The sequence below is a fragment of the Streptomyces collinus Tu 365 genome (assembly GCF_000444875.1).
GTDB classification, from domain to species: domain Bacteria; phylum Actinomycetota; class Actinomycetes; order Streptomycetales; family Streptomycetaceae; genus Streptomyces; species Streptomyces collinus_A.
Genome location: NC_021985.1, coordinates 1,077,822 through 1,101,038 on the forward strand (window position 1 = coordinate 1,077,822; position 23,217 = coordinate 1,101,038).

The window sequence follows — 23,217 nt, forward strand, 5'->3', positions numbered from 1 at the left end:
AGCAGGGGACGCGGGGGCGGCGCGGGACTCCGGGAACGCGTCAGTCTTCCGTGGTGACCGGTGCCACTCGGGCGGGCCTCCCAGGAGAAGGATCACCGGAACGGGGCGCGCGCCGGCAAGGAATTCCCTGTTCCGCGGCGGACGGCACCCCCGCGCGAGCAAGATCATCTTGGTTCAACCTTGCACGGCATGTGGGTAATTGTCCGGATCGCAGCCAACCGGTTAGGGGTGATTTCCCCCCGTCCCGGGCGGCCCGGTAGGCATGCGGGGTCACCACTCGAACACCTTTCCCGGAGGACCCGCATGCCCGAACTCACCCGCCGCCGCGCGCTGACCACGGCGGCCGCGCTCGCCGCCACGGCGGGCGCCGCCGGCCTCGTCGCGCCCGCCGCGTCGGCCGCCCCGGCCACCGGACACCAGCACGGCTCACCGGAGTCCTTCGACGAGGTCTACAAGGGCCGCCGGATACAGGGCCGCCCCTCGGGCATGGGGAGTCACCACCACGAACACGGGGGCGGCTGGTCCGTGTTCGTGGACGGGGTGGAACTGCACGTGATGCGCAACGCCGACGGCAGCTGGATCAGCGTCGTCAGCCACTACGACCCGGTGCCCACCCCGCGGGCCGCCGCCCGGGCCGCGGTGGACGAGCTGCAGGGCGCCCCGCTGCTGCCCTTCCCCGCCAACTGACCGCCCCAGACCAGGACTTCCGGAGCACCACGCACATGACCGTACGCAAGAACCAGGCCGCCCTGACCGCCGACGAGAAGCGCCGGTTCGTGAACGCCGTCCTCGAACTCAAGCGCAACGGACGCTACGACGAGTTCGTCCGCACGCACAACGCCTTCATCATGGCCGACACCGACACCGGCGAGCGGACCGGCCACCGCTCCCCGTCCTTCCTGCCCTGGCACCGCAGGTTCCTGCTCGACTTCGAGGGGGCGCTGCAGTCGGTGGACTCCTCGGTGGCGCTGCCCTACTGGGACTGGAGCACCGACCGCACGGTGCGCGCCGCGCTGTGGGCGCCGGACTTCCTCGGCGGCACCGGACGCGCCACCGACGGCCGGGTGATGGACGGCCCGTTCGCCGCCTCCGCGGGCAACTGGCCGATGAACATACGCGTCGACGGACGTACGTTCCTGCGCCGTGCCCTGGGCGTGGGGGTGCGCGAGCTGCCCACGCGCGCCGAGGTGGAGTCGGTGCTGGCGATCTCCGCGTACGACGCGGCGCCGTACAACAGCTCCTCCGACGGGTTCCGCAACAACCTGGAGGGCTGGCGCGGGGTCAACCTGCACAACCGCGTCCACGTGTGGGTCGGCGGGCAGATGGGCACCGGGGTCTCCCCCAACGACCCGGTGTTCTGGCTGCACCACGCCTACGTCGACAAGCTGTGGGCCGAGTGGCAGCGCCGGCACCCGGACTCCGGCTACGTGCCGGGCGGCGGGACGCCGGACGTCGTCGACCTCGACGAGACGATGAAGCCGTGGAACGACGTGCGGCCGGCGGACCTGCTGGACCACACCAAGTTCTACACGTTCGACGCCTGACGGGACATCGGCCGGTCCCCGGTCAGGCGTCCGCCGTACGGCACTCCGGGTGGCCCCAGCCCTCGGCGTTCTTGGCGATGGACTCACCGGCGGCGTAGGAGCGGCCGCACAGGCAGCGGCCCGGGAACTTCGCCTTGATGGTGCGCGAGGACGCTCCGCCGCCGGTGCGGCGGGGCGCCTTCTTCCGCGCGGGCGCCGCCTTGGGGGTGCCGGGCGAGGCCGGCGGCTCCGGCGAGCCGAGCGCGCTGCCCGCCGCCTCCTGCGCCGAGGCCGCCTGGCTGGCCGCGCGGTCGGCGAAGTCGTTCAGCGGATCGCCGTCGACCTGGTGGGCGGGGACGTAGCGGAAGTCGACGGAGCGGCCCTCCAGCAGCGCGTCGATGCGGACCACCAGGTCCTGGTTGGCGACCGGCTTGCCGGCGGACGTCTTCCAGCCGTTGCGCTTCCAGCCCGGCAGCCAGGTGGTGACGGCCTTCATCGCGTACTGGGAGTCCATCCGGACCTCCAGCGGCACGTCCGGCTCGACGGCGGTCAGCAGCCGCTCCAGCGCGGTGAGTTCGGCGACGTTGTTCGTGGCCCGGCCGAGCGGGCCCGACTCCCAGCGGGCGGGGGCCCGCTCGTCGTCCGAGACCACCCACGCCCATCCGGCCGGTCCGGGGTTTCCCTTCGAAGCCCCGTCGCACGCGGCCACCACACGTTCACGCATGCGCCCGATCATGCCATGACCGCACCGGTGACCGGTGCCGCCGGGGGTCGGCCGGCCGGCGCCCGCGCCGCCGCTGCGGGACCGCGGGGCGGCTCAGGCGTCCGCGGTCCTCGGCATCTCCCCCTCGGTGGTGGTGACGTCGATCACCGAGAGGTTCGCCCCCTGCGGGTCGGTCAGTGCCGCGAACCGGCCGAAGGGGCTGGTCATGGGCCCGAAGCGGAGCACGGCGCCGAGCTTGACCGCCCGCGCCACGGCCTCGTCGCAGTCCTCGACGGTGAAGTAGACGTTGACGTACGACGGCACCTCGGGCGGGAACTCGTCGGTCATCCGCATCCGGCCGAGGACGGTCTCCTCGCCCACGTCGAACATACGGAAGTCGACCGCGTCGTCCTCGATCCGCTTCGCCCGGTAGGGGAAGACCGCGGTCAGGAAGGCGTCGGTCCGCTCGGGTTCCCGGGTGAAGACCTCGGCCCAGCAGTAGGCGCCCGGCACGCCCTTGGCCTCGAAGCCCTCGTGGACCCCGCCCTGCCAGACGCCGAACACGGCTCCGCCGGGCTCCCGGGCCAGGCACATGGTGCCGAAGTCGCCGACCCGCATCGGCTCCATCAGCACCTCGCCGCCGTTCTCCCGGATCCTCGTCGCCGTCGCGGCGGCGTCCGGCGAGGCGAAGTACAGGCACCACTGCGAGTGCCCCTCCTGCCCCGACATGGGCGGCACGACCGCCGCCACCGCCTTGCCGTCCGCGTAGGCCTGCGTGTAGTTGCCGTACTCCGGCGTCGACTCGCCGAAGGTCCACCCGAGGACGTCGCCGTAGAACGCCTTGGCGCCGTCGAGGTCGCCGAACATCGCGTCGGCCCAGCAGGGCGTTCCCTCAGGTTGCACGGCCATGGTCGGGCCCTCCCGGTCGAATGGTGCGTCCCGGTACATCACGCTAACCACCCCGCGCCCCGCCCGCGCGCCGAGCCGTCCGGTGCCGAAACCCCGGATCACCGGGGGCGCGGTGGTGATCCACCGGCGCGCGATCTTCCCCACCACCGCGGCGCGCTCTCGCTGCCGGGTTTGCACCCCGCAATGATCAAAACCGCCCCTTTCACGCGGTACCGGCAGATCACGCGTCCTGTTTGGCTGGTCCGAGCGCACCAGCACCCCGCGCACCACCGAACGATCCGCATCACCCGTGTTCGCCTCTCCGCAGGAGGGAATGTGTCCACTCCGGACATCGCCACCGGCACCGCAGTCGACGAGCCCGCCCCCGGGCCCGCGGCCGACGGGCAGCTCACCAGTCTGAGCACCCACGCGGCCCGCAGGCTCACCACGACCACCAAGACCGAACCGCAGATGCAGGCCATCACCTCGCGATGGCTGCTGAAGTCACTGCCGTGGGTGGACGTCAAGGGCGGCGCCTACCGGGTCAACCGGCGTCTGCAACTGCGCACCGGCCGCGGCCGCGTCCACTTCGAGCAGAACGGCGCGGACGACATCCGGGTGATCCCGCAGACGCTCACCGAACTGCCGGTCCTGCGCGGCTATCCCGACGCCGACGTGCTGCGGGAGCTCGCCGGCCGGTTCCGGCCCCGCGAGGTGCGCGCCGGTCAGGTGCTGTTCGAGGCCGGGCAGCCGGTCACCGAGACCTACCTCGTCGTGCACGGCCGGTTCACCCGCTACACCCGCGGCAAGTACGGCGACGAGGAGGTCGTCGGCGTCGTCACCGACGGCGACCAGATGGGCGACGAGGCGGCCGGCCAGTCGGACCCGCTCTGGCTGACCTCGGTGCGGGCCGAGACCGCCGGAGTGGTGCTGGCACTCCCCTGGGCCGTCGTGCGCGAGGTCACCGAACGGGCGCCGTCACTCGCCGCCCACCTCCAGGCCTATGTGGAACGGCAGCGCAGGCCGATGAACCGCAAGGGCGAGGCGGAGGTCCCGGTCCAGGCGGGTCACGTGGGCGAGCCGACGCTGCGGGGCGGCTTCGTCGACTACGAACTCAGCCCGCGCGAATACGAGTTGTCGCTGACCCAGACCGTGCTGCGGGTGCACACCCGGGTCGCCGACCTCTACAACGACCCGATGGACCAGACCGCCCAGCAACTCCGGCTCACCGTCGAGGAGATCCGCGAGCGGCAGGAGTGGGAGCTGGTCAACAACCGGGAGTTCGGGCTGCTGCACAACGTGGACTACGGCCAGCGGATCAGCACCTGGACGGGGCCGCCGACCCCGGACGACATGGACGAACTGCTGTCCATGCGGCGCAAGACGAAGGTGTTCCTCGCCCACCCGAAGGCCATCGCGGCTTTCTTCCGCCAGTGCAACAAGCGCGGCCTGGTGCCCGGCACGGCGAGCGTCGACGGTCACGAGGTGCCCGCCTGGCGGGGGGTGCCCATCTTCCCGTGCAGCAAGATCCCGGTCGGCGAGGACCACACCAGCAGCATCATCGCGCTGCGCACCGGCGAGGCCGACCAGGGAGTCGTCGGCCTCTACCAGACCGGCATCCCCGAGGAGTACCAGCCGGGCCTGAACGTCCGCTTCATGGGCATCGACACCGCCGCGATCGTCAACTACCTCGTCACCGCCTACTACTCGCTGGCCATCCTGGTCCCCGACGCGGCGGGAATCCTGGAGAACGTCCAGATCGGCCGGACGGCCGAGTGAGGGCCGGGAGCACGCCATGAGCACACCCCCCGCGTCCTACACCCTGCCCGGACCGCCGGACATCGCCGGGAGCATGCGCCGCGAGCGGCGCACCGGGGCGATCCCCGGACTGCGCCACCGGCCGGCCGCGCCCGCCGACCCGCAGAAGGCCGCCGAGATCGATCGCCGCCTGGAGACCTGGGCCCGGGGTCTCGACCTGTTCCCCGAGGCCTGGAAGGGAGACTTCTCCGGCTTCCAGTTCGGCCGGGCGGTCGCCCTGCAGCACCCGGGCGCGCTCGACCTGGACCGCCTGACGGTCGCCGGCCAGCTGCTGCTCGCCGAGAACGTGGTCGACTCCTGCTACTGCGAGGAGGACGAGGGCCGCGGCGGCGCGCGCCGGGGCCTCGGCGGCCGGCTGGTCATGGCCCAGTCGGCGCTCGACCCGTACCACGGCATCCCGGAGCTGGAGGAGGAGTGGCGCCAGGGCATGCGGGCCGACGGTCCGCTGCGCTCGTACCACTTCGCCCTCACCGACTACGCGGCGTTCGCCACGCCCAGCCAGACCACCCGGTTCGTGCACGACATCGCCCGGCTCCACCTGGGCTACCTGGCCGAGGCCGCCTGGGCCGAGACCCGGTACGTGCCCCGGGTGTGGGAGTACCTGGTCATGCGGCAGTTCAACAACTTCCGCCCCTGCCTGTCGATCGTCGACGCGGTGGACGGCTACGAACTGCCCGAGCAGCTCTACGCCCGCCCCGAGGTCCAGCGGATCACCGCTCTGGCCTGCAACGCGACCACGATCGTCAACGACCTGTACTCCTTCACCAAGGAGCTGGCGAGCGATCCCGACCATCTCAACCTGCCGCAGGTCGTCGCCGCCAACGAGCGGTGCGGGCTGAAGGCCGCCTATCTGCGGTCCGTCGAGATCCACAACCGGATCATGGACGCCTTCGAGGAGGAGTCGGCCCTCCTCTCCGCCGGCTCGCCCCTCGTGGAGCGCTACGCCCAGGGGCTCGCCGCCTGGGTGTCCGGCAACCACGAGTGGCACGCCACCAACACCCACCGCTACCACCTGCCCGACTACTGGTGAGCAGCCCGCTTCACCACCGTGCTCCACCGAACGAGAACCGTCACATGAGCCACGAGGAGTCACCGTTGACGACCGTCCCCGTCGCCCGGACCGCGCCCGCCCCGGTGCCGGCCCAGTCCACGTACCAGAGCCGTGTCGCGGACTACTGGAACGCCGAGGAGAACCCGGTCAACCTCGACCTCGGGAAGATCGACGACCTGTACCACCACCACTACGGCATCGGCGCCGCCGACCGTTCCGTGCTCGACGAGCCCGACGCCGCCCTGCGCAGGGAGCTGCTCACCACCGAGCTGCACCGCCTGGAGCACGCCCAGGCCGAACTGCTCGCCCGGCACCTCGGGCCGCTCACCCCCGCCGACCGGGTCTTCGACGCCGGCTGCGGCCGCGGCGGCGGCAGCGTCGTGGCCCATCTGCGGTACGGCTGTCACGCGGACGGCGTGACCCTGTCCACCAAGCAGGCCGACTTCGCCAACGAGCAGGCGCGCGAGCGGGGCATCGGCGACAAGGTCCGCTACCACCACCGCAACATGCTCGACACCGGCTTCACGTCGGGGGCGTACGCGGCGTCCTGGAACAACGAGTCCACGATGTACGTCGAGCTGGACCTGCTGTTCGCCGAGCACGCCCGGCTGCTGCGCCGGGGCGGGCGGTACGTGACCATCACCGGCTGCTACAACGACACCTACGGGCGGGCGTCGCGCGAGGTCTCGCTGATCAACGCGCACTACATCTGCGACATCCACCCGCGCTCGGCGTACTTCCGGGCCATGGCCGACAACCGGCTGGTGCCGGTGCACGTCGAGGACCTGACGGAGGCGACGATCCCGTACTGGGAGCTGCGCCGGGAGGCAGACCACCTGGTCACGGGCATCGAGGACACGTTCCTGTCCGCGTACCGCAACGGCAGCTTCCAGTACCTGCTCATCGTGGCCGACCGGGTCTAGCCCGCGGGCCCGGCCGAGCGGGGAGCCGCGGCCACCGGCCCGGCCCCGGCGGACGGCTCCCGGCGCGTGAGCGCCGGGGTCCCGCCGGGGCCGGGCGACGGCCGTGGTCCGCTACTCCCCCGCGTACGCCTTGTCGAGCGCGGCCACGTCGAGCTTGCCCATCGCCATCATGGCCTTGGTGACACGCTCGACCTTCGCCGGGTCGGGGTCGTGGATCATGTCGCCCAGCCGGTCGTAGACGACCTGCCAGGAGACGCCGTAGCGGTCCTTGAGCCAGCCGCAGGGGCCGTGCTCGCCGCCGTTCTCGACGAGCACGGCCCAGTAGTGGTCGATCTCCTCCTGGTCGGAACACGGGATCTGGAAGGAGACGGCTTCGGAGAACGTGAACTGGGGGCCGCCGTTCAGCGCGATGAACCGCTGGCCGCCGGCGGTGAACTCGACGGTGAGCACGGCACCGGTCTCGCCGTACCCGGACTCGGTGTACCGGCTGACCCGGCCGAGACCGGCGTTCTTGAAGACGGACACATAGAACTCGGCGGCCTCCTCGGCCTGGCCGTCGAACCAGAGACACGTGGTGAACGCGTCGGCGGTCATGAGCACCTCCTGGGCTGGGGAACACGGTCATCGGTATCGACCCGGCGGCGAGGCCAAACTCATCGGCCGGCCCCCGACCGGCCTCCCGGGCGGCGGGCGCCGTGCCCACTAGCATCCGCGCCATGACGTCTGCGTCCACCGAGACCATCCGGCCGTTCCGCCTCGCGATCCCGCAGAGCGACCTGGACGACCTGCACGACCGCCTCGACCGCACCCGCTGGCCGGCCGAGCTGCCCGGGGCGGGCTGGGAGTACGGGGTCCCCGGCGGCTACCTGCGGGAACTGGCCCGGTACTGGCGGCACGGCTACGACTGGCGGGCGGCCGAGGCGCGGCTCAACGAGTGGCCGCAGTTCACCACCACGATCGACGGGGCGCGCGTCCACTTCGCGCATGTGCGTTCCCCCGAGCCGGACGCGACCCCGCTGGTCCTCACCCACGGCTGGCCCGGCTCGATCGTCGAGTTCCTGGACGTGGTCGGGCCGCTCACCGACCCGGTGGCGCACGGCGGTGAGGCGGCGGACGCCTTCCACGTGGTCGTCCCCGGCATCCCCGGCTTCGGGCTGTCCGGGCCGACGGAGGAGTCCGGCTGGGAGGCGGGCCGGGTCGCCGACGCGTGGGCCGAGCTGATGCGCCGGCTCGGCTACGAGCGGTTCGGTGCGCACGGCGGCGACTGGGGCGCGGCCGTCTCGCGGGAGCTGGGCCGCGCCCACCCCGGCCGGGTGACCGGCGTGCACCTCACCCTGCTGCCCGGCGCGCAGGCGGCGGCCGAGCCCGGCGCCGGTGAGCTGGACCGGCTGGCGCCGCGGGAGCGGGAGAACACGCTCGCTTCGTGGCGGCGGTGGGACGAGTGGTCGCGCGAGGGCACCGGGTACGCGGTGCTGCAGTCGACCAGGCCGCACACCCTGGCGTACGCGCTGACGGACTCCCCCGTCGGTCAGCTCGCGTGGATCGTCGAGAAGTTCCGGGAGTGGAGCGACTGCGCCGAGGTGCCGGAGGAGGCCGTCGACCGGGACCGGCTGCTGACGAACGTCATACTGTACTGGCTGACCGGCACGGCCGGTTCGTCCGCGCGCCTCTACTACGAGCGGGCGCACGCCCGGGGCCGGTCCGCCCGGCCCGCCGAGCCGTCCACGGTGCCGACCGCCCTGGCCCTGTTCCCCGCCGAGCTCCTGATCCCGTTGCGGCACCGGGCGGAGCGGACGGAGAACATCGTGCGCTGGACCGAGTTCGACCGGGGCGGCCACTTCGCCGCCCTGGAGCAGCCGGACCTGCTGGTCGCCGACGTCCGGGCCTTCTTCCGGCAGCTACGGGGCAAGGGCGTGGACCAGGACGCGGACTGAGACGCGGACACGGCCCGGGTCCGAGGCCCGGCCCGAGGTGCGGACCGGGCCGTCCGGCGGGCGGCCCTCAGGCCGCCAGGCACAGCCCGTCGTAGCGCCGGACCTGGTGACCGGGCGCCCCGGCCGGCCGGCGTCGCACCTCCGCGTGCCGGGTCAGCTCGCCGTGCGTGCGGGACAGCAGGTCGCCGAGGCCCAGGCCGAGCGCGTGGGCCGCGGCGGCGAGCACCTCGGAGGACGCCTCCTTGCGGCCGCGTTCGATCTCGGAGAGATAGGGCAGGGAGATCCGGGCCTCCTCGGCCACGTCCCGCAGGGTGCGCTCCTGCGCCAGCCGCTCGCGGCGCAGCACCTCACCGACCAGATCACGCCACAACGGCTCCCGGGGCGCCGCTTGCGGGGCCTGCGGACGGGCGGGCCCGGGGCGCAGCGGGATCACCTGGGCTTCGTCGCTCACCTGGTCGGTCATACCCTCACCCTAGGACCCGGCCGTGTCGTCCCACCCGGGGAACGACGGTTTCCGGCCAGTGCCGGACGCGGAGAGCATACGGGGCGTCACGGCGGGTACGCGTGACGTGAACGAAGCAGCGGGGTAGGCATGACAGCCCGGATTCCGGGTACCCGGGGAGCAGTCATCTGGGTTTGGAGTCGGGCACAGGAGGGCCGCGGAGGCGGCCGTCGCACCGTGACTTTCGTGGGAGAGGCAATGAAAACCGCCGTGATCCGGTCGGAAGCAGGGTTCGTCGAAGAGACCGGGCACGCCAGGACGGGTGAGGCGGCGCTGCCCGGTATCGAGGACCCGGCCTCCGTCGCGCCGCGTGACGCGCGGGAGCTGTCCCGCCAGTTCTTCCGCCGACTGACCGAGCTGGAAGAGGGCACGCTCGAGTACCAGTACGCGCGCAACACCCTCATCGAGATGAACATGTCGCTCGTCCGCTTCGCGGCCGGCCGGTTCCGGGGCCGCGGCGACGACATGGAGGACGTCGTCCAGACCGGCATGATCGGCCTGATCAAGGCGATCGACCGGTTCGAGCTGGCGCGCGAGGTCGAGTTCACCTCCTTCGCGCTGCCGTACATCGTGGGCGAGATCAAGCGGTTCTTCCGTGACACCACCTGGGCCGTGCACGTGCCGCGCCGGCTGCAGGAGCTGCGCGTGGAGCTGGCCAAGGCCCGCGAGGAGCTGTCCAGCCGGCTCGACCGGGACCCGACCGTCGCCGAGCTGGCCACGCTCATGAACCTCTCCGAGGAGGAGGTGGTCGAGGGCCAGCTCGCCTCGAACGGGTACAACTCCTCCTCCCTGGACGCCGCGCTCACCGGTGACGGCCCCGAGGACGGCGAGGCCGTGCTCGCGGACTTCATCGGGGTGGAGGAGGAGGGCCTCAGGCTCGTCGAGGACTTCCACGCACTGGCCCCCCTGATGGCCGAGCTCAGCGACCGTGACCGGCAGATCATCCACATGCGGTTCGTGGAGGAGGCGACCCAGGCGGAGATCGGGGAACGCCTCGGCTGCTCCCAGATGCACGTGTCCCGCCTGATCAAGCGCATCATCGCGCGGCTGCGCCAGGGGATGCTGGGCGAACTCGGCTGCGCCTGACCGAACGGAACGGCGGGCCCCGGCGCGCGGTGCGCCGGGGCCCGCCGGGGCCACTGCCCTCCGGGTCTACTTGAGATCCACCCGCGCGCACACGCGTTTGCCGACGGGGACGCGCTGCACGGTCACCTGCGAGGCGACCGCGTGCACGATCTCCAGGCCGTGGCGGCCCACACGCTCGGGATTCCTGGGGAACCGGCGGGGCAGGGCCGCGTTGCTGTCGTACACGGCCACCTCGACGGCGGTGTCGGTTCCCTCGAGCTCCAGGATGTAGGGGCCGTTGCTGTGCTGGTCGGCGTTGGTGACGAGTTCGCTCACGACGAGGAGCAGTTCGCCGTCGGTCCGGCTGTCGATGTCCGCGCACCACTCGGTCCTCAGCTGCTCGAGGAACTGGGCGGCGAAACCACGTGCCTCGGCGATGCATCCGGGTTCGCCGGTGTAGTGCGCCGCGCGTCGGAGCGGCTCCACGGGTACGTCGAAACCAGTCGGTATCACTGCCCCGCCCAGGTGTTCGGTCATGCCTGTCTCTCTCGGGAATCCCGGTTCGGCCGATCGCTGTCGCACCCATCCTCGTACCCACAGGCGGCCACGGCAGTCCCCCCAGTGTGTTCGCCCACCGCGCACGGGACCCGCCGGGCCGTTTCTCAGGTCGCGGGAGTGCCGGCCGGAGGCTGTCCGGGCGCGCTCCCGGTGTCCGACCAGCCGCCCTGCGCGGAGGTTCCCGGGCCGGCCGGGCTCTGCGGTGACGAGGAGGTCACGGCCGAGGAGCCGGAGGTGCTGCCCTGCGAGAACGGGGCCGGGGAGGTGGGGGCCTGGGACGGGGACGACGGCGCCTCGGAGGAGCCGGATCCGGTCGTCGACGGCGACTCCGAGGACGGCGACTTCGAGGGGGACCCGGACGACGACTTGGAGGACGACCCGGACGGCGATGCGGACGACGATCCGGACGGCGGCTTCCCGCTCGAACCGGGCGGGGCCGAGCCGGAGGAGGCCGGCGGCGACGGCGAGGACGACGGGTTCGGCGACGTGGACGCCTTCGAGGGGCCGGTCGTCGCCGTGGGGGTCGGCGGGCAGGGCCCCACGGAGGCGCCCGGTGCGCCCGTCGTGCCGGGGCTGGACAGGCAGGAGACGGGCCGGTTCCAGGGGCGGGTGTCCCTCGGCGGCTCGGTGTGCCGGTCGTAGCGGGCGGTGTCGTCGCCGCGGCGGCGGTGGAACCAGTCGTCGCGGTGGGGGTCGTAGATCACGAAGACGTTGACGACCTTGGGCGCCGGGGTCACCACGATGACGTTCGAGGGCCGGTAGGACGCCCAGCGGTCACCCGTCGGCCGCGGCGCGCGCTGGGCGACCGGCGGCGTCAGCGGGTTCCCGCAGACGCAGCGCGAGCGGGGCACGCCGTGCGCGTCGACCAGTACGGCGGTGCCGGCCTGGAGAACGGCCTGGTAGCTGGTGGCGCCGCCGCCCCGGTAGCCGTGGTTGGTCACCCGGGTGTCGGCGCGGAGCGTCACGGGGGTCAGCGAGCGCAGGTAGGCGGGGACGGCGCCGGGCCGGACGCCGACCTGTGAGGCGTACGCGCGGTTCTTCGCCGGGTCGGCCTGCAGTGCCCTGATCTGCTTCTCGACGTCGCAGCTCGGACGGTTCCGGGTACCGCTGTAGAGGCCGGGGGCGCCGCCCTGGACGGCGCGCACCTCGTTGGCCGGTGCGGACGCCGTGCCCGAGGCGGTGGCGGCGCCCCGGGAGGTGGAGGTGCCCGGGACGGTGGGCGCACCGGAGGGGGTCCTCGGCGGGGCGGTGCCGCCGGTGGCGGTCGAGTCCGTGAAGGGGTCGGGACCGGTCTGGTTCGCGGACTGCAGGAAGACCTCGCCGCCCTTGGCCGAGGAGCCGCCGCCGGGACGGGTGAGGACCACCGCGACGACGGCCGCGGCGACCACGACGGCGGTGACGGCAGCGATCCGCGGGGTGTTCCGCCACCACGGCGGGTGCGGCTCCCCCGGGCCTGAACCGGCTCCGGACCCGCTTCCGGACCCACGTCCGCGCCCACCCCGGGAACCGGATCCGGAGCCGCCGCCCGGCGGTGGCGCGGGAGGTCCGGCGGGCGGCTGGGAGGGTCCCGACAGAGGGCCCGAGGGAGGCCCGGTCGGACGGCCGGAGGACGGAGGGTCGACGCTCACGAGGCCTTCTTCCCGTCGCGATGCGCGGCTTACTTCAAGAAAAGTCCCGTTTATTCTGTTCGCGGCGCTTCGAGCCCATTGTGTGCTCGGGTCCCAGGGGCCCCGCAAGCCGACGCGGACGGGCCACCCGGCGGGCGGGGCGGCCGGGTCCTGCTTAGCGTGGCAAAGGTGAGCGCTCCCCCCGTCCCCGCGCGGCCCGCCGCCCGTCACGGCTGGGTGCGGGCCCTCGCCACGGTGCTGGCCGGACTGGTCGTGATGCTGGTGACCGCCGCGCTGGGGCTGTGGGCGGCGGGGGCCGCGGACCTGCCGGACGGGGCGTTCGCCCGGGTGGTGACGGCCACGGTGGTCACCGCCGTGGGCGGCACACTCAAGCTCTCCGGCGACGCGGGCGCGCTGGCGCGGACCCGGGCCGGTCTGACGGTCATGCCCCTGTCGGTGACGCTGGCCGGTGCCCTGGTGATCGGCGCGGGCTTCCTGCGGCCGCTGCGGCACCGCGCCGTCGCGTCGGCCGGCGAACTGGCGGGCTGGGCGGCCCGGCTCGCGGTGCTGTGGCTGCTCGCGCTGATCGGTCTCGCGTTCGCCGCCCGGCAGACCTTCGCCGTGGACCTGGGCAACGGGACGCTCAACGACCTCACCGGCCTGTTCGACGCGGCTCCTACGGTCGGCTTCACCACGAACGTGCCGCTGACCGTCCTGTTCGGACTGCTGTGGCTCGCCGGGGTGCTGGTCCTGGCCCTGCTGGTCGCGTCCGGCGCGCCACTCCCGGGGCGGCTGCTGCGCTGCCACGCGTCGGTACGGCCGCCCGCGCACGCCATGGTCGTCCTGCTGCTCGCGTACGTCGCCCTCGCCCTGGTCGTCGCGCTGGTGTCGGCGGCGGTCCGCGGGCACGCCGCAGACACCTTCGCGGTCATCCTGCTCGGCCTGCCCAACCTGGCCTGGCTCGCCCTCACCCTGGGCCTGGGCGCCACCTGGCACGGCCGGGTGGACGGACCGTTCGGCCTCCCGGTGCCGCACGTGCTGGACGAGATCCTGCGCACCCCCGGCACCGGGACGCTGAACCTGCGCACGCTCACCGCGTACGACGGCCGGATGTGGTGGCTGCTGGTCGCCGACGTGGTGCTGCTCCTGGCGGTCGCCTTCCTGATGGCGGTGCGGTCGCCGGTCCGCCTTTCCCCCTGGCGGCACGCCGTGCGGCTGGCCGTCGCGCTGGCCCTCACCGTGCTCATGGTCTGCCTGCTGTGCCGCATGTCGGCGCACTACGGCCTGTCCCTGCTCGGCATCGGCGACCTGGGCGGCGGGCTGTCCGGGGAGGTGTTCCTCAAGCCCCGGCTGTGGCAGGCGGTGGGGCTCGGCGCGCTGTGGGGGCTGGCGGCCGGCTTCCTGGGCGCGCTGCCGGCCCGGCCGCTGCACCGGCGGGGCCGGATCGGGGCACCGGAACCGGGGCCCTGACCCGGGAGCCGGGGACGGGCCGGTGCGGAACCCGCGGCATGACCCCGGCCGGCGCGGCCTGGCGGGAGCGCCTACCGGGAGCCCTGGCGGAAGACGGGCCGGGCCCAGAGGGGCGGCTGCCGGGGCCGGAGCGGCGCCGTGCGGCCGGCCTCCGTGACCGGGTGACCGCCGCCCGGTTCACCGGCCGTCACGTCAGCCGGTTCACCGGCCGTCACGTCAGCCGGTTCGGCGGCCGGGGCGGCGCGCAGGGCGGCGATGAAGTCCAGGCAGGTGTCGTGGCGCGTGTCCGGGCTCTTCGCCAGGGCCTTCGCGAACACGGCGTCGACGGTCCGGGCGACGTCGGGGCGAGCGCCGGTGAGCGGGGGCGGTTCGTCGTACTGGTGGGCCCACAGCAGGGCCATGTCGTCCTCGCGCCGGAAGGGCGGGCGGCCGGCCAGGGTCTCGTAGACGACGCAGGCGAGGCCGTAGACGTCGCAGCGGCCGTCGACGGGGCGCCCGGAGATCTGTTCCGGTGCCACGTAGTCGAGGGTGCCGACGAACTGGCCCACGCTGGTGAAGCCGGTCAGGGACAGGGACTTCTTGGTCAGCCCGAAGTCGGTGAGGTAGACGTGCTCGGGATGGTCGCTGTCGGTGCCCCGGGCGACCAGCACGTTGCCGGGCTTGACGTCCCGGTGGACCAGGCCGTGCTCGTGGGCCGCGTCGAGCGCGGAGGCCACCTGGGCGGCGATGCGCACCGCCGCGTCGAACGTCAGCGGCCCGCGCTCGTCCAGGAGGTGGCGCAGGTCCCGGCCGGGCACGTACCGCATGGCGATGTAGAGCACGCCGTCCGTCTCGCCGGCCTCGAAGACGGGCACGATGTGCGGGTGGTCGATGGCCGCGGCCACCCGGGACTCGTGGGTGAAGCGCTGCCGGAAGGTGTCGTTGCGGGCGAGTTCGGGAGCCAGCAGCTTGAGCGCGACCGTGCGGTCGAGGCGCAGGTCGCGGGCGCGGTAGACGACGGCCATGCCGCCGCGCCCGATCTCGCTCTCGACCAGGTAGCTCGCCACCTGGCAGCCGATCAGCTCCGAGGGCCGGCCGAAGGAGAGGCCCGCCTGGCGCGCCGTCACAGCTCACCCTTCGGGCCCGCCATCCGGGTGGCCGCGTGCCCGCCGTCCTCGCGCCCGCCGCGCTCGTGCCCGGCGCCCTCCGCTCCGGTGTCCGCGTGCCCCGGGCCCCGGTGCGCGGGCGGGCGGTCGGTGGCGTAGGGGGCCAGCCGCCGCCCCTCGCCGTACATCCAGCGCCCCTCCTCGTGGTCGTACACCCACACGGACTCCCCGTCGACCACGATCCCGATCCGCAGTCCTTCCGTCCGGTCCTCGAAGGACCGGCCGTCCAGAGCGCCGTCGGCCAGTTCCTCCAGGGCGGACCGGTAGCCGGCCAGGGCCTGTTCGGCGCGGGCCAGCAGCGGGCGCGGGTCGTCCGTGCCGGCCGGCGGGCCGTCGCCCGCGGGCGGGTCCCGGGGCACGGCGACCAGCAGGCGGCCGTCGACCCAGGCGGCCCAGCCGTTGGCGCAGCGGATGTGGCCCCAGTCCCCGAGCCGTTCCACGAGCTCGACCGGCAGCAGCGCGTCGAGGGGCACCGTGGGCCGGCCGGGGTCCGGGGTCTCCCAGGCGGGCATGCCGTCCGGCGGGACCACGTGGGTGGGCCGGAATCCGGTGCCCGGCTGCCTCTGTCGCGACATGGCCTCGCCTACTTCCGCATCACGGCGGGTTCGTGCCGGCGCAGCAGCCGGGCGACCAGCACGCCGTAGACCACGCTGAGCACCGGGAGCATGGCGAGGTCGAGCAGCCAGACCCCCGTCGAGTGCCGGAACAGGGGGTCGGCGGTGAGTTCGCCGGGCACGAGGCGGGCGAGTCCCACCGTGCTCGCCATGGCACCGAACGCCCACCGCGAGGGCACGAGCCAGGACAGCTGCTGGAGCACGGGTACGCCGTGCAGCGGGAGCAGGGCGCCGCAGAAGACGACCTGGACGATGGCGAGCAGCACCAGCAGCGGCATCGTCACCTCCTCCTTGCGCACCAGCGCGGAGACCAGCAGGCCGAGCATCATGGCGGTGAAGGACAGCAGGGCGACGGCCAGGGTGATCTCGGCCAGCGGCGGCAGCAGCACGCCGTGGCCGCCGGGGGCGTCGAGGTCCACGCCGAGCAGGGCGACCTGGGTGAGGACGACGGCCTGGACCACGGTGACCGTGCCGAGCACCACGATCTTGGACATCAGGTACGCGCCCCTGGGCAGGCCGACGGCGCGTTCGCGCCGGTAGACGGCGCGTTCCTTGACGAGTTCGCGCACCGCGTTGGCCGCGCCCGTGAGCACGCCGCCGACGCACAGGATGAGGAGCGCGTTCATCGCGGTGTCCTGGGTGAGCCTGCCGCCGGCGAGCGCCCGGTCCATGGCGCCCATCAGGAAGGGCAGGGCGATCATGACGGCGAGGAAGGTGCGGTCGGCGGCGAGGACGGCGGTGTAGCGGCGCACGAGGGTGGCCAGCTGTGCGTGCCGGCTGCGGGGGCGGGGCGGTGGCGCGGGGGCGATCGGCGCCGAGTCCGGGTGGCGGGGCTGGGTGGTGGCCTCGGTGACGTAGTGCCGGTGGAACGGCGAGTCGAGGTACTCCCCCGCCCAGTCCCGGTCCTGGTCGCGGTCGAACGCCTCGAAGGCCTCGGGCCACTGCTCGAAGCCGAAGAAGGCGAGGGCGTCGTCCGGGTGGCCGTAGTAGGCGATCCGGCCGCCGGGCGCGAGGACCAGGAGGCGGTCGCAGACGCCGAGGCTGAGCACGCTGTGCGTGACGACGACGACGGTACGGCCGTCGTCGGCCAGGCCCCGCAGCATGTGCATCACCGAGCGGTCCATGCCGGGGTCGAGGCCGGAGGTCGGCTCGTCCAGGAACAGCAGCGACGGCTTGGTGAGCAGTTCCAGGGCGACGCTGACCCGCTTGCGCTGTCCGCCGGAGAGGCTGTGCACGGGTTGTCCGGCGCGCTGCTCCAGGCCGAGTTCCCGGATCACCTCGTCCACCCGGTCGCGGCGTTCGGCCTTCGCCGTGTCCTCGGGGAAGCGCAGTTCGGCCGCGTAGGTCAGGGCGGCACGGACGGTGAGCTGGGGGTGCAGGAGGTCGTCCTGCGGCACGAGGCCGATGCGCCCGCGCAGCTCGGCGTAGTCGTGGTACAGGTCGCGGCCGTCGTACAGGACGGTGCCGTGGTCGGCCGGCCGCTGCCCGGTCAGGGCGTTCAGCAGGGTGGACTTGCCGGAACCGCTGGGGCCGACCACCGCGAGCAGGCACTTCTCCCCCACCGGGAAGGAGACGTGGTCGAGCAGGGTCCTGCTGCCGCGGTCGGCGGTGACCGTGAGGTCCTGGACGTCCAGGGAGACCTCGCCGGTGTCGAGGTACGCGCGCAGTTCGTCGCCGACCAGGCAGTACGTGATGTGCCCGATGCCGATGATGTCGCCGGGGCGGACCGGGGCGCGGTCGACCGGACGGCCGTTGAGGTAGGTGCCGTTGTGGCTGCCGAGGTCGACGATCTCGCGGCCGCCGTCGGCGTCGGCGCGCAGTTCGGCGTGGTGGCGGGAGACGGTCAGGTCGTCCACGACGAGGTCGTTGGTGTCGGCGCGGCCGATGCGGACGGTGTGCCGGGGCAGCGGCCGTACGCTGCTCGGGCTGCGGAAGGTCCCGGTCAGTTCGGGGTGGGAGACCGCCGAGGGCCGCTCCGCGCTCTCCTGCGGAGCGACCGGGACGAGCCGGGGGCCGTCGTCGGGGTTGCCGAAGCGGATGACGCTGCCGGGGCGGACCTCCCACGCGGTGACGCGCAGGCCGTCGGCGTAGGTGCCGTTGGTGCTCCGGGCGTCCTCGAGCGTCCAGCGGTCGTGGTCGCAGTGCAGGACCGCGTGGTGCCACGAGACGCGGGCATCGTCGAACACGATGTCGCTCAACGGGTCGCGCCCCACCTGGTAGTCGTGACCGGGGCTCAGCACCGTGGAACCCGTGTCGGTCTCCAGGACGAGGGCGAGCGCCGTCGGGGCGACCGGTCGCTCCGCCATGGCCCGAATTCTACCGATTCAGCCTGTTGTTCGCCCGCGCGCTCCGGAGGACGGCCGTCCGGGGTCTTCATGGCACGTGTCAGGCGACGGGAACCACCAGGGCGGGGAGGGTGCGCTGCATGCGCAGGGCGTCGACGGACTCGGCGAGCAGCTCGTACTCGGTGGTGTCGTCGCTGGCGGCGACCCGTACCAGACGTCCGCCCGCCAGTTCCTCCGCCACCCGTTCCTGTCCGGCGTCGTCGGCACACCAGGCGCGCAGCAGCGCGGGGACGTCGGCCACCGTGTCCGCGACCGGGACGAGCGCGCCCGCCGGGAAGGCGGGGTCCTGCGGGCTCGGATCGAGCCGCTCGGCGATCCAGGACGCGCGGTCCCGTAACCACCACAGGGCCAGTGCCAGCGTCGGCGCGCGGTAGGTGCCGAGCGGTACGCCGACGCGCCGTCCGCCGCATGTGCCGTACGCCGTGACATGGCACAGGAATTCGTCGTGCACGATCACTCCCCCGCAGCCTCGCTGGTGTGCCGGCCCGGCCTCGCTTTCCGTGCGTTTGTTGCGCGGTAAAGTGCCTCTGACGTTCGAGTATCGTCTCTCCCGAAACACTGTCACCATGACTTTCCGGCCAGTCTCCTGGCATATTCACCGCTCGTTCTGGCCGAAATGCACAGGGCATACGGCGGCCCCGTCATTACCCGGGAGGTAATCGACCCGCGGCGCGCCGCTCGGGCATGGTGGTCACACCGGATCGGCGGGACCCCGGATCCGGCTCCTGACCAGCAGTGACGACCTCGATGGAGGCTGATTCGCCATGACCGGGAACATCTACGACTACGACAGCGCCGTCGCCCGTTACCTGGAGGCCTGGAACGCCGGCGAGCCGCAGGCCCTGGCGAAGGCGGTGGCCGCGGCCTGGACCGCGGACGGCAGCTACACCGACCCGCTCGCCGACGTCCGCGGACACGAGCAGATCGCGGCCGTGATCGCGGGGGCCCACCAGCAGTTCCCGGGATTCTCGTTCCGCCTGTGCGGCGCGGTGGACGGGCATCACGACACCGCGCGGTTCGGCTGGGAGCTGGTGAACGATGTGGACGGCTCGGCGCCGGTGGCCGGGTTCGACGTGATCACCCTGGACGGCGAGGGCCGCATCCGGCAGGTTCTCGGTTTCCTCGACCGGGTGCCCGCGCAGGCCTGAGCGCAGGGGCCGCGGCGGATCTTCGCCACTCGCGGTGATCCGGAACGGGAAAGGCCTCCCGGTCCCCCGCCGGGAACGGGACGAAGGATCACCGCGAGGGAGCGGGAGGCCCGGCGGGAAAACGGGCCGTGAATTCCCGGTGCGCCGCCGGAAACCCCCAGAAAAGCGGTTGCACCCTGTGTTTCCGGCCGCGGTCACCGAATTGCCCGGTGACCGCGGCCGAGGGTTTCAGATCTTGACGATCTCGTCGATCCGCGCGAGTTCCTCCGCGTCGAAGTCCAGGTTGCGGATCGCACCGACGCTGTCCTCCAGCTGCCGCGGGCTGCTCGCGCCCACCAGGGCGGAGGTCACCCGGCCGCCGCGCAGCACCCAGGCCAGGGCGAGCTGGGCGAGCGTCTGGCCGCGGGACGCGGCGATCTCGTTCAGGGCGCGCAGCCGGCCGACCAGGTCCTCGGTCACCGCGTCCGAGTTCAGGAAGGGGCTGTCGCTCGCGGCGCGGGAGTCCTCGGGGATGCCGTCGAGGTAGCGGCCGGTGAGCAGGCCCTGCTCCAGCGGGGAGTAGGCGATGGAGCCGACCCGGAGCTCGTCCAGGGCGTCGAGCAGCCCCTCGTCCTCGGGGCGCCGGTCGAGCATCGAGTAGCGCGGCTGGTGGATGAGGAGCGGGGTGCCGAGCTCGCCGAGGATGCGGGCGGCCTCCCGGGTCTGCTCCGCCGAGTAGTTGGAGACGCCCACGTAGAGCGCCTTGCCCTGCTGCACCGCCGAGTGCAGCGCGCCCATCGTCTCCTCCAGCGGAGTGTCCGGGTCGGGGCGGTGCGAGTAGAAGACGTCGACGTACTCCAGGCCCAGCCGGGCGAGGCTCTGGTCGAGCGAGGACAGCAGGTACTTGCGCGAGCCCCACTCGCCGTACGGGCCGGGCCACATGAGGTAGCCGGCCTTGGTGGAGACGACCAGCTCGTCTCGGTGGGCCGTGAAGTCCGCCTTCAGGGCCTCACCCAGCGCCGCCTCGGCGGCGCCGGGCGGCGGGCCGTAGTTGTTGGCGAGGTCGAAGTGGGTGACGCCGAGGTCGAAGGCACGGCGCAGGATGGCGCGCTGGGTCTCCACGGGCCGGTCGGGCCCGAAGTTGTGCCACAGGCCGAGCGACAGCGCGGGGAGCTTCAGGCCGCTGCGTCCGGTGCGCCGGTAGGGCATGTCGGCGTAGCGGTCGGGGTGTGCGGTGTACAACGCGACTCCAGAGGGGTTGGCACACGATCTACCGGATCCACTGTTCCCCGGGTCACGTACAGCGGTCCAACAGAAGAATCCGATGGAATTGTGCGGATAGGCTGCTCAATCATGGAACTGCGCCATCTCCAGCACTTCGTCGCGGTCGCCGAGGACCAGCACTTCACCCGGGCCGCCGAGCGCCTCATGGTGTCCCAGTCCGGGCTGTCCGCCTCCATCCGGGCCCTGGAGCGGGAGCTGCGGGCTCCGCTGTTCGTACGGACCACCCGGCGGGTGACGCTGACCGAGGCGGGCCGCGCGCTGCTGGTGGAGGCCGAACGGATCCTGGCGCAGGTGCGTTCGGCGCACGAGGCGGTGGCGGCGGTGCAGGGCGTGCTGCGCGGCACGCTGGCGCTGGGGACCGAGCAGTGCATCGCCGGGGTGCACGTGGCGCGGCTGCTGGCGGGTTTCCGGCGGCGGCATCCGGACGTGGAGATCCGGCTGCGACAGGCGGGCTCGGGAGCGCTGGCCGAGGAGGTGGCGGCCGGGCGGCTCGACCTGGCCTTCGCCTACCGCACCCAGGCGGACAGCGACCAGCTGCGCTCGGTGTCGCTGGCCAGTGAGCCGCCGACCGTCCTGTGCCATCCCAGCCACCGGCTCGCCGCGTCGGGCGCGGTGCTCACGCCGGACGGCCTCGCCGGTGAGGTCTTCGTGGACTTCCACCCGGACTGGGGACCGCGCCGCGCCACCGACGCCGCCTTCGCCGCGGCGGGCGTCCGGCGCACGGTCGCGCTGGAGGTCAACGACGTGCACAGCCTGCTGGACCTGGTCGACGAGAACCTCGGCATCGCCGTCGTGCCCCGGCACTTCCGGCACAAGCGGCCCTCGCTCACCGCGCTCCCGCTGAAGGACGCGGGCGAGCCGGAGTACGAGACGGTGGCGCTGCTGCCGCCGGACGGCGCCACCAGCCCCGCGGCCCGCGCACTGGTCACCCTCCTGGAGACGGGGGACCCGGAAGCCCCCTGCGCGTGATCCCGGGCCCGCCGGTTCCGGACGCACGGGCGCGCGCGATGCGCGATGGTGGACGCATGCATGCGAAGGACATCCTCATCGACGGCTTCGGCCGCATCCGGGAAGAAGTCCATGCCGCCCTCGACGGCCTCGGACCGGACGAGCTGCACTCCCGCCCGGTGCCCGAGGCCAACTCCGTCGCCTGGCTCGTCTGGCACCTCACCCGGGTGCAGGACGACCACGTCGCCGGTGCCTTCGGCCTCGACCAGGTGTGGCACTCACAGGGCTGGGACGAACGTCTCGGCCTCGACCTGCCACGCGACGACACCGGGTACGGGCACAGCCCCGCCGAGGTCGCGAAGGTGCGGGTCGACTCCGCCGACCTGCTGACCGGCTACTACGACGCGGTGCACGAGCAGACCCTGGGCGCCCTGCGGGCCCTCGCCGCCAAGGACCTCGAACGGGTCGTCGACGAACGCTGGGACCCGCCGGTCACCCTGGGGGTGCGCCTGGTGAGCGTCCTGTCCGACGACCTTCAGCACGTCGGACAGGCCGCCTACCTGCGGGGGCTGCTTCAGAGCGCGGCCGCGTAGGCCGGCAGGACCACGTCCTCGATGAGGGCGTTGCGCTCGTCGAACGGGATGAAGGCGCTCTTGAGCGCGTTCACCGTGACCGTGCGCAGGTCCTCGATCCCCCAGCCCGCCTCCTCGACCAGCAGGGACATCTCCCGGGTCATCGTCGTGCCGGAGACCAGACGGTTGTCGGTGTTGAGGGTGACCCGGAAGCCCAGGTCCTTCAGCGCCGTGATGGGGTGCTCGGCGATCGAGGTGGCGCACCCCGTCTGCAGGTTGGACGTCGGGCACATCTCCAGGGCGATGCGGCGGTCGCGCACCCACCCGGCCAGCCGGCCGAGCTTGCCGGCCGCGAGGTCCGGGATGTCCTCGGTGATGCGCACGCCGTGGCCGATGCGCTGGGCCCCGCACACCTGGAGGGCCTGGTGGATGCTGGGCAGCCCGTGCGCCTCGCCGGCGTGGATGGTGAAGGGCACGTTCTCGCGGCGCAGGTGCTCGAAGGCGGCCAGGTGGTCGGCGGGCGGGAAGCCGTCCTCGGCTCCGGCGATGTCGAAGCCGACGACACCGGCGTCACGGTAGGCGACGGCCAGGTCGGCGGCCTCGCGGACCCGGTCGAACATCCGCATGCCGCAGAGCAGGGTGCCGACGCGGACGGGCGTCCCGGCGGCGGCCGCCTTGGCCATGCCGGCGGCGAGGCCCTCCTGGACGGTCTCCACGACCTCGCTCGGCGACAGCCCGCCCCGGGTGTTCAGCTCGGGGGCGTAACGCACCTCGGCGTAGACGACACCGTCCGCGGCCAGGTCGAGGACGTACTCCTCGGCGACCCGCAGCAGGCCCTCGCGGTTCTGCATCACGGCGAGGGTGTGCTCGAAGGTGGCTATGTAGCGGACCAGGTCGCCGGAGTTGGCGGCCTCGTAGTACCAGGCGGCCAGCTCGTCGGGGTCCGTGGTCGGCAGCGTGTGGCCGACCGCGGCGGCGAGCTCGACCACCGTGGCGGGGCGCAGGCCACCGTCGAGGTGGTCGTGCAGGACGGCCTTGGGCAGGCGGCGGATGAGGTCGGCGTCTACGCGCGTAGCGTTCATGGTGCGTCTTTCCTTGGGCGGGCGGTTCCGAGGGGCAGGGGGTGCGCGGGTCCCGGGG

Annotated in this window: 23 protein-coding genes; 11 read left to right on the forward strand and 12 right to left on the reverse strand. The window is 73.0% G+C overall.

Annotated features, from left to right (window positions below):
- Positions 1-303: 303 nt before the first annotated feature.
- Both melC1 and melC2 read left to right on the forward strand, forming a co-directional pair.
- Complete coding sequence (melC1, locus tag B446_RS04330) at positions 304-687, forward strand: apotyrosinase chaperone MelC1 (RefSeq protein ID WP_020938192.1); 384 nt, start codon at positions 304-306, stop codon at positions 685-687.
- Between the two features lie 35 nt (positions 688-722).
- Positions 723-1,544 carry a tyrosinase MelC2 gene (gene melC2, locus B446_RS04335; protein WP_020938193.1) on the forward strand — a complete coding sequence of 274 codons (822 nt, stop codon included), beginning with the start codon at positions 723-725 and terminating at the stop codon, positions 1,542-1,544.
- Between the two features lie 22 nt (positions 1,545-1,566).
- Here the strand turns inward: melC2 and B446_RS04340 are convergent, their stop codons facing one another.
- Positions 1,567-2,259, reverse strand: coding sequence for a ribonuclease H family protein (locus B446_RS04340; RefSeq protein WP_078614634.1), 693 nt, complete (start codon positions 2,257-2,259; stop codon positions 1,567-1,569).
- Between the two features lie 81 nt (positions 2,260-2,340).
- Positions 2,341-3,135, reverse strand: a complete 795-nt coding sequence (locus B446_RS04345; protein ID WP_043477565.1) for a VOC family protein — start codon at positions 3,133-3,135, stop codon at positions 2,341-2,343.
- 315 nt (positions 3,136-3,450) lie between these two features.
- On the opposite strand from B446_RS04345, the gene B446_RS04350 reads away from it, so the two are divergent.
- The 3 genes from B446_RS04350 (at position 3,451) to B446_RS04360 (ending at position 6,906) form a co-directional block, all read left to right on the forward strand.
- The gene (locus B446_RS04350) at positions 3,451-4,893 is read left to right on the forward strand and encodes a family 2B encapsulin nanocompartment shell protein (protein ID WP_020938196.1); all 1,443 of its coding nucleotides are present in this window, start codon (positions 3,451-3,453) and stop codon (positions 4,891-4,893) included.
- 16 nt (positions 4,894-4,909) lie between these two features.
- Positions 4,910-5,962, forward strand: coding sequence for a family 2 encapsulin nanocompartment cargo protein terpene cyclase (locus tag B446_RS04355; protein WP_020938197.1), 1,053 nt, complete (start codon positions 4,910-4,912; stop codon positions 5,960-5,962).
- Between the two features lie 65 nt (positions 5,963-6,027).
- Positions 6,028-6,906: a geranyl diphosphate 2-C-methyltransferase gene (locus tag B446_RS04360; protein WP_020938198.1), complete on the forward strand. Its 879-nt coding sequence runs from the start codon at positions 6,028-6,030 to the stop codon at positions 6,904-6,906.
- Between the two features lie 111 nt (positions 6,907-7,017).
- Here B446_RS04360 and B446_RS04365 read toward each other — a convergent pair whose 3' ends face one another.
- Positions 7,018-7,500 (reverse strand): VOC family protein, encoded by a 483-nt coding sequence (locus B446_RS04365; protein WP_020938199.1) that lies wholly within the window; start codon positions 7,498-7,500, stop codon positions 7,018-7,020.
- Positions 7,501-7,622: 122 nt separating this feature from the next.
- Between B446_RS04365 and B446_RS04370 the strand changes: the two genes are divergently transcribed.
- Complete coding sequence (locus B446_RS04370) at positions 7,623-8,840, forward strand: epoxide hydrolase family protein (protein ID WP_020938200.1); 1,218 nt, start codon at positions 7,623-7,625, stop codon at positions 8,838-8,840.
- A 67-nt stretch (positions 8,841-8,907) separates the two neighbouring features.
- On the opposite strand, the gene B446_RS04375 is transcribed toward B446_RS04370, so the two are convergent.
- Positions 8,908-9,303, reverse strand: a complete 396-nt coding sequence (locus B446_RS04375; RefSeq protein WP_020938201.1) for a helix-turn-helix domain-containing protein — start codon at positions 9,301-9,303, stop codon at positions 8,908-8,910.
- Positions 9,304-9,540: 237 nt separating this feature from the next.
- On the opposite strand from B446_RS04375, the gene B446_RS04380 reads away from it, so the two are divergent.
- The gene (locus B446_RS04380; protein ID WP_043474740.1) at positions 9,541-10,428 is read left to right on the forward strand and encodes an RNA polymerase sigma factor SigF; all 888 of its coding nucleotides are present in this window, start codon (positions 9,541-9,543) and stop codon (positions 10,426-10,428) included.
- A 66-nt stretch (positions 10,429-10,494) separates the two neighbouring features.
- On the opposite strand, the gene B446_RS04385 is transcribed toward B446_RS04380, so the two are convergent.
- Positions 10,495-10,944, reverse strand: coding sequence for an ATP-binding protein (locus B446_RS04385; protein WP_043474743.1), 450 nt, complete (start codon positions 10,942-10,944; stop codon positions 10,495-10,497).
- Between the two features lie 125 nt (positions 10,945-11,069).
- Entirely contained in the window at positions 11,070-12,353 is a 1,284-nt protein-coding gene (locus B446_RS04390) for a DUF6777 domain-containing protein (RefSeq protein WP_020938204.1), read from the reverse strand.
- Between the two features lie 408 nt (positions 12,354-12,761).
- Here B446_RS04390 and B446_RS04395 point away from each other — a divergent pair, with 408 nt between their 5' ends.
- Positions 12,762-14,042, forward strand: a complete 1,281-nt coding sequence (locus B446_RS04395) for a streptophobe family protein (protein ID WP_020938205.1) — start codon at positions 12,762-12,764, stop codon at positions 14,040-14,042.
- Positions 14,043-14,113: 71 nt separating this feature from the next.
- On the opposite strand, the gene B446_RS04400 is transcribed toward B446_RS04395, so the two are convergent.
- The 4 genes from B446_RS04400 to B446_RS04415 all read right to left on the reverse strand — a co-directional run bounded on the left by B446_RS04400 (position 14,114) and on the right by B446_RS04415 (position 18,597).
- Positions 14,114-15,148, reverse strand: coding sequence for a serine/threonine-protein kinase (locus B446_RS04400; RefSeq protein ID WP_020938206.1), 1,035 nt, complete (start codon positions 15,146-15,148; stop codon positions 14,114-14,116).
- The gene (locus B446_RS04405) at positions 15,145-15,762 is read right to left on the reverse strand and encodes a hypothetical protein (RefSeq protein ID WP_020938207.1); all 618 of its coding nucleotides are present in this window, start codon (positions 15,760-15,762) and stop codon (positions 15,145-15,147) included. The genes B446_RS04400 and B446_RS04405 overlap by 4 nt, the downstream gene beginning before the upstream one ends.
- A gap of 8 nt (positions 15,763-15,770) precedes the next feature.
- Positions 15,771-18,107: an FHA domain-containing protein gene (locus B446_RS04410; RefSeq protein ID WP_020938208.1), complete on the reverse strand. Its 2,337-nt coding sequence runs from the start codon at positions 18,105-18,107 to the stop codon at positions 15,771-15,773.
- Positions 18,108-18,186: 79 nt separating this feature from the next.
- Positions 18,187-18,597 carry a hypothetical protein gene (locus tag B446_RS04415; RefSeq protein ID WP_043477575.1) on the reverse strand — a complete coding sequence of 137 codons (411 nt, stop codon included), beginning with the start codon at positions 18,595-18,597 and terminating at the stop codon, positions 18,187-18,189.
- 313 nt (positions 18,598-18,910) lie between these two features.
- On the opposite strand from B446_RS04415, the gene B446_RS04420 reads away from it, so the two are divergent.
- Positions 18,911-19,294 (forward strand): nuclear transport factor 2 family protein, encoded by a 384-nt coding sequence (locus B446_RS04420; protein ID WP_020938210.1) that lies wholly within the window; start codon positions 18,911-18,913, stop codon positions 19,292-19,294.
- 228 nt (positions 19,295-19,522) lie between these two features.
- On the opposite strand, the gene mgrA is transcribed toward B446_RS04420, so the two are convergent.
- Positions 19,523-20,515, reverse strand: coding sequence for an L-glyceraldehyde 3-phosphate reductase (mgrA, locus tag B446_RS04425; protein ID WP_020938211.1), 993 nt, complete (start codon positions 20,513-20,515; stop codon positions 19,523-19,525).
- Between the two features lie 111 nt (positions 20,516-20,626).
- Here mgrA and B446_RS04430 point away from each other — a divergent pair, with 111 nt between their 5' ends.
- Together B446_RS04430 and B446_RS04435 are read left to right on the forward strand one after the other, a co-directional pair.
- A complete protein-coding gene (locus tag B446_RS04430) occupies positions 20,627-21,526 on the forward strand; it encodes a LysR family transcriptional regulator (protein ID WP_020938212.1) in 900 nt (299 codons plus the stop codon).
- Positions 21,527-21,582: 56 nt separating this feature from the next.
- Positions 21,583-22,098, forward strand: a complete 516-nt coding sequence (locus tag B446_RS04435; protein WP_020938213.1) for a mycothiol transferase — start codon at positions 21,583-21,585, stop codon at positions 22,096-22,098.
- On the opposite strand, the gene B446_RS04440 is transcribed toward B446_RS04435, so the two are convergent.
- Entirely contained in the window at positions 22,080-23,159 is a 1,080-nt protein-coding gene (locus tag B446_RS04440; RefSeq protein ID WP_020938214.1) for an adenosine deaminase, read from the reverse strand. The two genes, B446_RS04435 and B446_RS04440, sit on opposite strands and share 19 nt — an antisense overlap.
- Positions 23,160-23,217: the final 58 nt, after the last annotated feature.